General features: G+C 72.2%; 13 protein-coding genes. 6 read left to right on the top strand and 7 right to left on the bottom strand.

What is annotated here, in order from left to right; all coding sequences use genetic code 11:
* Positions 1-18: 18 nt before the first annotated feature.
* The 5 genes from ACH0A8_RS07875 to ACH0A8_RS07855 form a co-directional block, all read right to left on the bottom strand.
* Positions 19-417, bottom strand: coding sequence for a lactococcin 972 family bacteriocin (locus tag ACH0A8_RS07875; protein WP_066651785.1), 399 nt, complete (start codon positions 415-417; stop codon positions 19-21).
* A gap of 83 nt (positions 418-500) precedes the next feature.
* Positions 501-1,793, bottom strand: coding sequence for an alpha/beta hydrolase (locus tag ACH0A8_RS07870; protein WP_406906948.1), 1,293 nt, complete (start codon positions 1,791-1,793; stop codon positions 501-503).
* Positions 1,790-3,823 carry a bifunctional lysylphosphatidylglycerol flippase/synthetase MprF gene (locus tag ACH0A8_RS07865; RefSeq protein WP_406906947.1) on the bottom strand — a complete coding sequence of 678 codons (2,034 nt, stop codon included), beginning with the start codon at positions 3,821-3,823 and terminating at the stop codon, positions 1,790-1,792. Before ACH0A8_RS07865 ends, ACH0A8_RS07870 begins: the two co-directional genes overlap by 4 nt.
* Before the next feature lie 128 nt (positions 3,824-3,951).
* A complete protein-coding gene (locus ACH0A8_RS07860; protein WP_406906946.1) occupies positions 3,952-5,157 on the bottom strand; it encodes a histidine kinase in 1,206 nt (401 codons plus the stop codon).
* Entirely contained in the window at positions 5,150-5,776 is a 627-nt protein-coding gene (locus tag ACH0A8_RS07855) for a response regulator transcription factor (RefSeq protein ID WP_200884149.1), read from the bottom strand. Before ACH0A8_RS07855 ends, ACH0A8_RS07860 begins: the two co-directional genes overlap by 8 nt.
* 131 nt (positions 5,777-5,907) lie before the next feature.
* Here ACH0A8_RS07855 and ACH0A8_RS07850 point away from each other — a divergent pair, with 131 nt between their 5' ends.
* On the top strand, positions 5,908-6,642 hold the full coding sequence (locus ACH0A8_RS07850) for a GntR family transcriptional regulator (protein ID WP_066651794.1): 735 nt from the start codon (positions 5,908-5,910) through the stop codon (positions 6,640-6,642).
* Positions 6,643-6,757: 115 nt separating this feature from the next.
* Here ACH0A8_RS07850 and ACH0A8_RS07845 read toward each other — a convergent pair whose 3' ends face one another.
* Positions 6,758-7,210 (bottom strand): PTS glucose transporter subunit IIA, encoded by a 453-nt coding sequence (locus tag ACH0A8_RS07845; RefSeq protein WP_066651796.1) that lies wholly within the window; start codon positions 7,208-7,210, stop codon positions 6,758-6,760.
* Positions 7,207-7,464: a PTS transporter subunit EIIB gene (locus ACH0A8_RS07840; protein WP_268746776.1), complete on the bottom strand. Its 258-nt coding sequence runs from the start codon at positions 7,462-7,464 to the stop codon at positions 7,207-7,209. The genes ACH0A8_RS07845 and ACH0A8_RS07840 overlap by 4 nt, the downstream gene beginning before the upstream one ends.
* A gap of 161 nt (positions 7,465-7,625) precedes the next feature.
* Between ACH0A8_RS07840 and ACH0A8_RS07835 the strand changes: the two genes are divergently transcribed.
* From ACH0A8_RS07835 to ACH0A8_RS07815, 5 genes are all read left to right on the top strand, one after another.
* Positions 7,626-8,891 (top strand): PTS transporter subunit EIIC, encoded by a 1,266-nt coding sequence (locus tag ACH0A8_RS07835; RefSeq protein WP_400340469.1) that lies wholly within the window; start codon positions 7,626-7,628, stop codon positions 8,889-8,891.
* A gap of 113 nt (positions 8,892-9,004) precedes the next feature.
* Positions 9,005-9,919: a metal ABC transporter solute-binding protein, Zn/Mn family gene (locus ACH0A8_RS07830; protein WP_209684236.1), complete on the top strand. Its 915-nt coding sequence runs from the start codon at positions 9,005-9,007 to the stop codon at positions 9,917-9,919.
* Positions 9,920-9,975: 56 nt separating this feature from the next.
* Positions 9,976-10,806 (top strand): metal ABC transporter ATP-binding protein, encoded by an 831-nt coding sequence (locus ACH0A8_RS07825; RefSeq protein WP_235426445.1) that lies wholly within the window; start codon positions 9,976-9,978, stop codon positions 10,804-10,806.
* Entirely contained in the window at positions 10,806-11,750 is a 945-nt protein-coding gene (locus ACH0A8_RS07820) for a metal ABC transporter permease (protein ID WP_066651805.1), read from the top strand. Before ACH0A8_RS07825 ends, ACH0A8_RS07820 begins: the two co-directional genes overlap by 1 nt.
* Entirely contained in the window at positions 11,747-12,160 is a 414-nt protein-coding gene (locus tag ACH0A8_RS07815; protein ID WP_081984565.1) for a Fur family transcriptional regulator, read from the top strand. The genes ACH0A8_RS07820 and ACH0A8_RS07815 overlap by 4 nt, the downstream gene beginning before the upstream one ends.

Raw genomic sequence — 12,160 nt, 5'->3', positions numbered from 1 at the left:
TCTCAGGACCGTCGACGGTCAGCAGTTGTGGTAGTAGGCCTGGTTCCCGCTGAACTTCTTCGGGGTGATCGCGTAGGCGTACCGCCCGCCGGGGACACCCGTGACCTGCCTCGACTTCTTCCCGACCGCGGTCGCGCCGTGGCAGCGCTTCTCGCGGAAGTAGTTCGACCAGACGTCACTGCTGCCGACGCCCCACTGCCAGAAGCTCCCGCCCCCGCCGTCACTCCGCTGCAGGACCGAGGAGCGACGCTCTCCGGACGTTCCGGCACCGGAGTCGGGGATGACGATCCCGCCCGCTTCCGAGCCCTGCCCGAGCACCTCGGTCGGGCTCGCGACCGCCACCGTCGCGGTCCCGCCGACGACCAGCCCGATCGTCAGCGTGAGGCCGATCAGGACCTGCTTCCCCTTGTGTTCCATGTCGTCACCCTTCCGTTCGTCTGATGTGTCCGATCAGCGTGACGGAGCGCTTCGGGTGATGTCAAACATCGGATGTACGATATTCAGCTCTGCGATCGAGGTTCCGCCGCGGACAACGCGTCCGCGAACGGCCCGACGTACGTCCGGAACGACCACTGCACGGTGTTCCAGTCGTGACCGCTGCCCGGCGCTGATCCGACCTCGACCCGGGCCCCTGCCTCCCGCGCGGCCGCACCGAGCTCCCGTGCGTTCTCGCTGAACTTCCGGTCGGACGACCCGGCGGTCAGCCAGAGGGCGTGGCCGTCCAGCCCGTGCTCCCGCATCTGTGCGATCGGTGCCGCCGCCTGCCAGGCCGCCACGGATCCGCCGAACGCCTGGTCGGCGCTGTGCTGCGGGCCCTGGTCGATCGGCTGGAGCTCGCTCGACACCGCCAGCGCCGCACCGAAGGCGGACGGGTGCCCGGTGAGGAACTGCATCGTGCACGTGCCGCCCTGCGAGAACCCGGTCAGCCCCCAGGCCTTCCGGTCGGTCGTCGCGGGCAGGTTCGCGTGGATCCAGGTCGGCACGTCCTGCGTCACGTAGGTCGCGACGTTCCCGAGCCGGGAGTCGACGCACATCGTGTTCCTCCCCGGCGCGGAGAGCTGGTCGACGCTCACGACGATGGGCGCCCGACCGTCGTGCGCGCGGGCGTAGGCGTCCAGGGACTCCGCCAGACGACCGGCGGTGAACAGGTCCCCGGGCGCACCCGGCTGCCCCGAGAAGGCGATGACGACGGGCAGTGGTCGCGGGTCCCGCACCAGGGCCGCCGGCGGCAGCCAGACGACGGCCGGCCGCGCGTCGAAGTGCGAGCGCGTGCCGGGGATGGTCGCGGTCCGGACGATCCCGGCGGTGGGCATCGTGTCGAGGGGAGCGGCGTCACGGTCGTAGGCGGGCCACGGGTCGCTCTGCACGACGGTGCCGAGCGTCGGGTACTTGGCGAACTCGACGTTGATGCCGAGCGCGGGCACGACGAGCGCCGCCGGCACCAGGACGATCGCGAGCGCGCGACGCCATCCGCCGCCCTGCACCAGACCGGTGACCGCGAGGGCGAGTGCCGCGCCGGCGAAGGCGCTCCACATCTGCGTGATCGGGCTCAGCGCGACGCCGAACAGGTCGACGACCTGCGTGGTGAACCAGCAGGCGGCGAGCACGACGAGCGCGGCAGCGGCAGCGATGCCGGCGCGGAGGGCCGCTCGGCGCCAGGCCTGCCGCGACCGCCACTGCCGCACGGCGGGCAGCAGGACGGCGGTCGCGAGCACGGCGAACGCCAGGTCGGCCGGCACGAGCTTGTTCGGTGCCTGCAGCTGCGTCGCGAGCAGCCACTCGACGGGGCTCACGAGCGGGCGGCCGGCTGCTCAGCCGCCGGGGCGACGTGCGCCTGGCGGAGCGCCCACAGGTGCTTGGGACGGAGCCCGGGCACGTACGCGCTGGTGAGCGCTCGCGCCACCCGGGGCGCCTGCAGCGCGCTCGGGACGACGAGCCAGAGCGGCTCGTGGCGCGCGCCGAACTTCTCCTTGAAGCGCTGCAGCGACCGGAAGCCGTAGACGGGCTCGAGCGCCCGGGCGAGGAGCGCCGACCCGCGGGCCACCCAGGACCCGGCGTCGGTGTGCGGTGCGAGCGGCGTGCCGGAGAGGCTGATCGTGGTGAGGCCGGCCTCGCGGGCGCGCAGGGCGGTCCGGGCGATCAGGAACTCCATCACCCCGGGCATCCCGTCCTCGCCGCGTCGCATGACGTCGAGCGTGTACCCGGTCAGGGCACCGTGCTCGTACACGGGCAGCCAGCTCGTCACCGCGGTCACCCGACCCTCGGCGGTCACGGCGAGCAGCAGTCGGACGTCCGGGTCCTCGAGCTCGCGGAACCCACCGAGCGTGAAGCCCATCTCCGGCAGCCGACGGTCGGCTGCCCAGCGGGTGCAGATCGCCTCGACCTGCGCGCGCTGGTCGGCGTCGAGGGCGGCGAGCGTGGTCCACTCGTCGCGGAGCCCTTCGCGGTCGGCACGGTTGGACGCGGTGCGCAGGTCCTGGCGCTTCTTGCCGCGCAGGTCGAACGTCGTCACGTCGAGCACGGACTCCACGCCCACGGGGAAGGACGCCCACCCCTCGGCCGCGAGGATCGCCCGCACCGGCTCGTGCACGCTCGTGAACGCGGGGGTCCAGCCGTTCCGCTCGCAGGCGCGGGCGAACGCGGCGACCACCTCGGCCCGGTCCGCGGCGGCGCACGCCGGGTCCGACACGGTCAGGGCGACGTCGCCGTGCACGCGGTAGGCGACGGCACCGAGTCCGTCCGGGTGCGTCCAGGTCGCGTTGCCCCGCCAGGTGCCCATGTGCCCGAGCGTGCCCGCGTCCCCCTCGCGGAGCATGCCGAGGTAGTCCTCGCCGCAGGTCGGCGTCGCACGGAAGCGAACGCGCACCAGCTGGCCGCGGAGCACCACGATCGCCAGGAGCACGGCGGCGGGGACGGCCCAGGCCCCGAGCAGCGTGACCTGCCACTCGACCTCGTCGGTCGTCAGGCCCTGCCACTGCACGAAGCCGTCCTGCAGCGGTTCGATGAGGAACACGTCGGCGAGCACGGCGGACAGCGTCACCAGCAGGCCCGCCGCCAGGACGAGCCCGGTGCGACGGCCGCGCTGGACGAGCCAGGCGGCCCCGACCAGGAGCACCCCGACGAGCACGGTCGCCCGGTCGCTCATGGCATCGGCGAACGGCGACAGGACGCCGTCCGGCTCCGGCACGACGAGCGTCACCAGGGTGCCCGCGCCGAGGGCGACGAGCGTCGCGACGACGACCGAGCGCGGGTGGGTGACGACGGTCCGGTCGGTGCGCGGCGCGGTCGGTGCCGGCCGGGAGGCGCGGCGCACCACGAGCGCTCCGGCGGCGGTCCCGAACAGGGTCGCCAGGGCACGCGCGGTGTCGGAGCCGTGGCCGGCGAACAGCACCAGGGTGAGCACGACCGTCCACAGGACGGCCCGGACACGACGTCGGCGGGCCGGCGGCATCGTGGCGGAGGCCGCGGCGAGCAGGGCGGTCGCGACGGCGGACGGGGCGAACAGCGGCTCACCCGCGGCGGCCTCCGCGTGGGCCTCGCCCATCGCCGACCCGACCGTCACCGCCAGGAAGGTGACGCCGACGGCCGCGAGCGGGGCGCCCACGCCGACGAGGACGGTGCGCAGCGACCCGAGCGTGCGTTCCGCGAGCACCGTGACGGCCACGACGACCGCGAGGGCTGCCCAGGCGACCGGCGGGTGGTGCGGGAAGTCCGGCTCGGCGTGCGCGACGCGTGCCGTGACGGCGAGCAGGACGGAGGCGACGCCGACGCCCACGGAGACGGGGTGTCGACGGATGCTGACGACGAGCGCTGACTGGACCACGCTGCCATCACAGCCGACCCTGCCGGGTCGGTGCATCGGGCGGTGGCGTGAACACGGGTGGCCGATCGGCCACCGACCGTCCCTCGGAGGGCTGGTCACCCGTCGTCCGCCGCTCGCTCGCCCGGCCGTCAGGGGGTGGGGACGCTCGGTCGGTGCTCGACGGGCAGGCGCAGGTGCAGCGCGAACCCGTCGCCGGGCTGCGGTCCCGAGTCGAGGCGGCCGCCGAGGAGCGACGCGCGTTCGCCGAGCCCGATGAGCCCCAGGCCGGACCCGGGCAGTTCGAGCCGGTCGGCACGTGCGGGCCCGTTCACGAGGTCGACGAGCACCTGGTCGCCGTGCAGCCGACCGCTGATCCGGACCACGGCGCCGGGGGCGTGCTTCCGGACGTTCGTCAGGCCCTCCTGCACGAAGCGGTAGACCGCGCGCTGCACGGGCAGGGGCAGGGTCTCGGGCAGGTCGACGGCCGCGTCGGTCTCGAGCCCGCTCGTGGCGACGAGCCGGGGCAGGTCGGCGAGCACGGGCTGCGGGGCGATCTCCCGGTCGGTGCCGCCGGACGCCCGGAGCACCTGGACCATCTCGCGCAGCTCCTGCAGGGTCACGACGCACAGCTGCCGGATCGTCCGCGCGAACGCCCGCTCCTGCTCGTCGCGCCCGGCCATCTGCACGCCGCCGGCCTGCACCGCGATGAGGGTCACCTGGTGCGAGACGACGTCGTGCATCTCGCGCGCGAGCAGGGCGCGTTCGCGGGAGAGGGCGACCTCGGCGGCGCGACGCCGTTCCTCGGCACGGGAGGCCCCGAGCTCGGCGATGCGGTCGACCAGGTCCGCGCGGGTCCGCACGAGCAGGCCGATCGAGAGCGGGCCGAGCGCGAAGATGAGCGCGTACACGATCGACACCACGATCTCGTCGAGCTGCTGCGGCGGGCCGACGACGAAGCCGCTGAACCCGACGAACTGCACGACGGCGGCGAGCAGCATGAGCCACCGGCGGTCCGTCCGCTCACCGAGCGTGAAGAGGGCGATGCTCGCCGCGACGACACCGGAGCCGATGAAGAGCCCGGGCATCGTGAGCGCGAAGGCCAGGACGGGGAGCCGCCGACGGAGGACGAGTGCACCCGCCGCGACGAGCGACAGGGTGATCTCGGTCGTCGTGGCGCCCGCGATGTCGAGCACGGCGTCGACGACGGCGGCCGCGAGGAAGAGCGCGTCGACCAGCCACCACGGGGCCGGGTGGGCACGCGCACGACGGAGGCCGACGTCGACGAGTGCGTCGAGCCTCCCGTCCGTCCGCGCCAGCAGTCGTCGGACGCGACCGGACGGAGCGGGCTCAGCCATCGAGCAGCCCGGCCTCCGCCGCGCGCAGCGCGAGCTGGACGCGCGTGGTGACGCCGAACGCGGCGAGGAGGGCGCGGACGTCCTCCTTCACGGTGCCCGTGCTGACGCCGATGCGCTGACCGATCTCGGGGTTGCTGGCACCCTCGGCGACGAGCCGCACCACGGCGTGCTCGCGGTCGGAGAGCTCCGGCGCCGGCGTCGACGGCCGGTGCGCGAACAGGCGGGTGCGGTCCACGCCCGGTGCCAGGACGATGCCGCCGCGGGCGAGCGCCCGGACGTACTCGGCGAGCGACTCCGGGTCGGTGTCCTTGAGCAGGAACCCGGCGGCGCCGGACTCCATCGCCCGGGTGACCACCTGCGTGTCGGTGTCGAACGTGGTGAGCATCGCCACGGCGGGCGGCTCGGGCAGCTGCCGGAGTGCAGCGAGCACCTCGAGCCCGTTCACCCGGGGCATGCGCACGTCGAGCAGGACCACGTCGGGGGCGTGCCGGCGCACGGTCTCGACCGCGTCGACGTCACCGCTCGTGGCGACGACGTCGATGTCCGCCGCTGCGCCGAGGATGAGTTCGAAGCCGTACCGGACGAGCGTCTCGTCGTCCACGATCACCACCGAGGTCACGGGCGTCATCTTGTCACGGCGTTGGCTTCTCGCATCCTGATCGCTACTGTGAGGACAACTGGTCATGTCCGCACAGGACCAGCTGGGCGAGGACCGCCCGGAGTCGACGAGCACCGGAGCACGAGGACCGCATGACGAGCCGCATCACCGAGGGGGCCGAGCCGAAGCACCAGCAGCTGCGGCGGATCCTGCTCGACCTCGCGACCGCCCGACTCGCGCCCGGCGCGGCGATCCCCTCGGAGCGGCAGCTCATCGCCGAGTACGGGGTGTCCCGGATCACGGTGCGCGAGGCCCTCGGACAGCTCGTCAACGAGGGCTACCTGGAGCGCGTGCGCGGCAAGGGCACCTTCGTGGCGCACCGTCCCGTGCAGTCGACACTGCACCTGGCGTCCTTCACCGAGGAGATGCGTGCGCTCGGCCACGTCCCGACGACCGTCGTGCTGGTGCGCGAGGAGCGGGTCCCGCCGGCCGACACCGCGGCCGCGCTGCGCCTCGACGAGGGCGACACGGCCCACCACCTGAAGCGCCTGCGGATGGCGGACGGCGCACCGGTGTCCGTCGACGACGCCTGGCTCTCGGCGACGGCGTACCCGGGCCTGCTCGACCAGGACCTGTCCGGGTCGGTGTACTCGCTCGCGGCGGACACGTACGGCGTGCCGATCGACCGGGCGCAGCAGACGGTGGCGGCGAAGCCCGCGGCCGACGACGTCGCGACGCTGCTCGGGACCAGGACCGGGGCACCCCTGCTCGAGTTCGACCGGGTGTCGTACTCGGGGGACCGGCCCGTCGAGCACGCCCGGTCCTGGTACCGGTCCGACCGCTACCGGGTGCAGATGGAGGTCACCGCCCGACGGCCGGGGGCGTAGCGCGCGCTGCCACGCCCCCGCCCCCGCGGCCGAGTCTCGGCTCCGCGGACAGGTTTGCGTTCGTGCGCCCGCGAAGACGTCCGCTGGGCCGAGACTCGGCGGGGTTCCCCCGCGGTCAGACGGTGTAGAGCGTGGCGCCCTCGGGCACCGTGGTGCCGACCGAGCGCTGCTCGACCGAGTCCGGCGCACTGCCGAGCACCACGACCGGGCAGACCGGGGAGTAGCCGGCGGCCTCGATCACGCTCGGGGTGAACCGCACGACCGGGTCCCCGGCGTGCACGGTGTCACCCTCGGCCGCGAGCAGCTCGAAGCCCTCGCCCCGCAGCTTCACGGTGTCGATGCCGACGTGCACCAGGACGTCCGTCCCGGCGGAGCCCTGCAGGGCGAAGGCGTGCGGGTGGAGCTTGACGATCGTGCCGTCCACCGGGGCGACCGCGGTCACCGGACCCGCGACACCCGTCGGGTCGACGGCGACCCCCGCACCGACCAGTTGCCCGGCGAACACCGGGTCGGGCACGTCGGCGAGTGCGACGACCGGGCCCGCGAACGGGGTCCGGACCGCGGTCACAGTTCGTCCTGGATGTCCTGCGCGAGGTTGTCCGCGATCGGACCGACGATGACCTGCCACCCGGTGCCGCCGCCGACGACGGCCTGCGCGCCCGCTGCCTGCAGGGCGGCCTTGTCCACGAGGTCGCCGTCCTCGACCTCGACGCGGAGGCGCGTGATGCAGCCCTCGACCTCGTCGATGTTGTCCGCGCCACCCAGTGCGGCGATGATGTCGGCTGCCTTGATGTCGGCCATCGTTTCCTCCTCGTTGCGGATTCCGTGCCGGGTTGACACGCATCTGGTCACCGGTTCAGACTACGGAACTGGTCATGACCGGACAGGACCGGACCCGGCGGTACCGCCGAGGCTACCCGGGGTCCTCGCATGACTCAACTCACCCCTGCGCCCAGCTCCACCCGATGACGAGAGGAACGCCGATGAGCACCGCTGCTGCAACGGACGTGCCGGACAAGAAGACCCCGAAGAAGCAGTCCAGGCTGTTCGCGAACGCCCAGCGCCTCGGTCGGAGCCTGCTCCTGCCGATCGCGGTCATGCCGGCCGCGGGCATCCTGCTCCGCCTGGGGCAGTCCGACATGCTCGGCGCCATCCCCGGCTTCGAGCAGGGAGCCTCGATCGTCGCTGCGGCCGGCAACGGCGTCTTCACCTGGCTGCCGCTGCTCTTCGCGGTGGGCATCGCCATCGGCTGGGCGAAGAAGTCGGACGGGACCACGGCGCTCGCCGCGGTCGTCGGCTACATGGTCATGTACGAGGTCTGGAAGGCCATGTCGCCGATCGTCCTCGCGGGGGTGGAGGATGCGAACGGCGAGCAGGCCACCATCAACTTCGGTGTCCTCGGCGGCATCGTGATGGGACTCGTCGCGGCCGTGCTCTGGCAGCGGTTCCACCGCACGAAGATGCCGGACTTCCTCGGCTTCTTCTCCGGTCGCCGTCTCGTCCCGATCCTGACGGCCGTCGCCGGTCTCGTCATCGCGGTGCTCATGTCGTTCGTGTACCGCTACTTCGACATCGCGCTGACCGCAGCGGGCCAGGCCGTCGCGGACAACGCGGTCATCGGTGGTGGCGTCTTCGGCTTCGTCAACCGCATGCTCATCCCGATCGGCCTGCACCAGCTGCTCAACTTCTTCCCGTGGTTCCAGCTCGGCAGCTTCACGGCGGACGGCGTGACCTACCACGGCGACATCGCGCGGTTCCTGGCCGGCGACCCGACCGCGGGCATCTTCCAGACCGGCTTCTTCCCGATCATGATGTTCGCGCTGCCCGCCGGTGCGCTCGCGATCTGGCGGAACGCCAAGCCGCAGAACCGCAAGGTCGTCGGCGGCATCATGATCTCGGCCGCACTCACGTCGTTCGTGACGGGCATCACCGAGCCGCTCGAGTACTCGTTCATGTTCGTGGCGTTCCCGCTCTACGTCATCCACGCGGTCCTCACCGGGACCTCGCTGGCGCTGGTCAACGCGCTCGGGATCCGGGACGGCTTCTCGTTCTCGGCCGGCGCGATCGACTACGTGCTGAACTTCGGCAAGGCCGACGGGGCGATCTGGCTCATCCCGATCGGCCTGGCGTACGCGGTCGTCTACTACTTCCTGTTCTCGTTCGTGATCAAGAAGTGGAACCTGCGGACACCGGGCCGCGAGGACGACACGATCGCCGAGAGCACGATCGACGCGGCCACCAAGCCCTGATCGCTCGCTGATCCTGCTCCGGACGGGAGGCGCGGTACCGGCTGGCACCGCGCCTTCCGTCCGTCGGTCGGCTGATTTTGACAACCGTTATCAGCAAGCCGTACGCTCTCGCCATGCAGAACCGTCGCCTCCTCGCCCTGCCGCTCGTCGCCGGCGCCGCAGCCCTCGCGCTGAGCGGCTGCGCCACGTCCTCCGCCTCCGGTGACGCCTCGGGTGACGGCACCGTCCGGATCGTCGCCTCGACGAACGTCTACGGCTCGATCGCGCAGGAGATCGGCGGCGACGACGTCGAGGTCACGAGCATCCTCGACGACCCGTCGCAGGACCCGCACTCGTTCGAGTCGAGCGCGAAGACGCAGCTCGCCGTGTCGAAGGCCGACCTGCTCATCGAGAACGGCGGCGGGTACGACGACTTCATGACCACCCTGGCGAAGGCCTCGAACACGACGGCCGACACGATCAACGTCGTGGAGCTCTCCGGGCTCGACCAGGGCGGCGACGCGGAGTTCAACGAGCACGTGTTCTACGACTACCCGACGATGGTGAAGCTCGTGGCCGACCTCGAACAGCGTCTGACGAAGCTCGACTCCGCGCACGCCGACACCTTCGAGCGCAACGCGAAGACCCTCACCACGAAGCTCGACGACCTCGAGTCGCAGACCGCAGCGGCCAAGGAGGAGGTCGACGGCGAGAAGGTGTCGTACACCGAGCCCGTCCCCGGGTACCTCTTCGACGCGATGGGGCTCGACAACGTGACGCCCGAGGCCTTCGCCGAGGCCATCGAGGAGGGCGACGACGTCCCGCCGGCCGCGCTCAACGACACCCTCAAGCTGTTCACCGGCAAGCAGGTGCGGCTCCTCGCCGTGAACGAGCAGACCTCCAGCCCCGAGACCGAGCAGGTCCAGAAGGCCGCCGAGCAGGCGGACATCCCGGTCGTCGGTGTCACGGAGACGCTCCCGAAGGGGGAGGATTACGTCTCGTGGCAGCAGGCGAACATCGACGAGATCACGGGGGCGCTCGCGAAGTGACCGCGGTCCAGACCCCCTCGCGAACCGCTGCGGCCCCCGGCCGTGGCGGTTCCGCCGTGCTCGCCCTCCGTGACGCGGCGCTCTCGTACGGATCGCGGACCCTCTGGTCGCACCTCGACCTCGACCTGGCGCCGGGCGAGTTCGTCGCGGTGCTCGGGCCGAACGGTGCCGGCAAGACCTCGCTCCTGCGCACCGTGCTCGGCCAGCAGCGCCTGACGGGCGGGACGATGTCGTTCCTCGGGCAGCCCGTCCGTCGCGGGCACCGGAGGATCGGGTACATCCCGCAGCAGCGCCTCATGGAGTCCGGCACGCCCCTGCGCGCACGGGACATGATCGCCCAGGGGGTGACCGGCTCCCGGTGGGGTGTCCTGCCCGCCAGCCGGGCCGAGCGCGCTCGGGTCGACCGCATCCTCGACGAGGTCGGTGCGACCGCGTTCGCCGACGCCCCGGTGGCCGAGCTGTCCGGCGGTGAGCAGCAGCGCACCCGCGTCGGGCAGGCCATCGCCGCGGACCCCGCACTGCTCCTCTGCGACGAGCCGCTCATCTCGCTCGACCTCCGCCACCAGCGGGGCGTCACCGAGCTCATCGACCGGCAGCGTCGGCAGCAGGACGCTGCCGTGCTCTTCGTCACCCACGACGTCAACCCGATCCTCGACGTCGTCGACCGGGTCCTCTACATCGCCGGCGGGCGCTTCCGCATCGGCGCCCCCGACGAGGTCCTGCGTGCCGACGTGCTGAGCGACCTCTACGGCACCCCGGTCGACGTCGTCCGCACCATGGGACGGATCGTCATCGTCGGCGCGAACGAGGCCCACGACCAGACCGGGGCGCACCACCACTGCGATGCCGACCCGCACACCACCACCCCGGACGAAGGACGCATCTGATGGACGTGCTGTCGACCGTCTTCTCGTTCCAGGACTACGGCGAGCTCCTGGTCCTCGTCCAGAACTCGATCTGGGCCGGCGCCGTGCTCGGCATCGTCGGCGGGCTCATCGGCCCGTTCGTCGTCGCGCGGAACATGCCGTTCGCGGTGCACGGCATCTCGGAACTGTCCTTCGCCGGGGCCAGCGCCGCCCTGCTGTTCGGCGTCAACGTGGTCACCGGGTCGCTCGTCGGCTCCGTCGTCGCGGCGCTGCTCATCGGGCTGCTCGGCTCGCGGGCCCGCGACCGCAACTCGATCATCGCCGTGCTCATGCCGTTCGGTCTCGGGCTCGGCATCCTGTGCCTGGCGCTGTACAAGGGCCGGGCGGCGAACAAGTTCGGGCTGCTGACCGGGCAGATCGTCTCGGTCGACAACCCGCAGCTGACCTCGCTGGTCGTCGTCTCCGCGATCGTCGTCGTGACGCTCCTGGTGATCTGGCGCCCGCTGATGTTCTCGTCGGTCGACCCCGACGTCGCGGCCGCTGCCGGGGTGCCCGTGCGGACCCTCGCGATCGTGTTCATGCTCGCGCTCGGGCTCGCGACCGCGGTGTCGGTGCAGATCGTCGGCGCGCTGCTGGTGCTCTCGCTGCTCGTCACCCCCGCTGCCGCCGCGCTCCGCCTGACCTCGCACCCCGTGGTCGTCCCGGTGCTCTCGACGGTGTTCGCGGTCGTGTCGGTCGTCGGTGGCATCCTGCTCGCACTCGGCGGCGGACTGCCGATCAGCCCCTACGTCACGACGATCTCGTTCGTGATCTGGGTCGTCTGCCGGATCGTCGGCAGCCGCAGGGACAGACGCGGACGCGACCGCATCGCGGACCGTGAGCAGACCGACGGAGGCGTGCCGCGCCTCCCGACCGGGACCGACGCGTCGACCGACGCGACCCGCAGGGAAGGAGTCACCGCGTGAACGCCGTGCAGAAGCCGAAGCGGAACACCTGGCAGCGGGAGGCCGTGCGCAGCGCGCTCTCCGGCACCGAGGGGTTCGTCAGTGCGCAGGCACTCCACCAGCACCTCCGGGACGGTGGTTCCACGATCGGACTGGCGACCGTGTACCGGGCGCTCGCCGACCTGGCGACCGAGGGCGACGCCGACTCGCTGCAGCAGGACGGCGAGTCGCTGTACCGCGCGTGCACGACCGACGCGCACCACCACCACCTGATCTGCCGGAACTGCGGCCGCACGGTCGAGATCGAGGCGGACCCGGTCGAACGGTGGGCGCAGGAGGTCGCGGCGGCGAACGGGTTCACGAACGCCAGCCACGTCGTCGACATCTTCGGCGAGTGCGCGGTCTGCACCGCGGCGCGCACCGGCGAGTAA

Source organism: Curtobacterium sp. 179-B 9B NHS, assembly GCF_045370965.1.
In the GTDB taxonomy this organism is placed as follows: domain Bacteria; phylum Actinomycetota; class Actinomycetes; order Actinomycetales; family Microbacteriaceae; genus Curtobacterium.
Note: the sequence above shows the minus strand (reverse complement) of the source record. Positions and strands in the feature narration are given on the sequence as shown.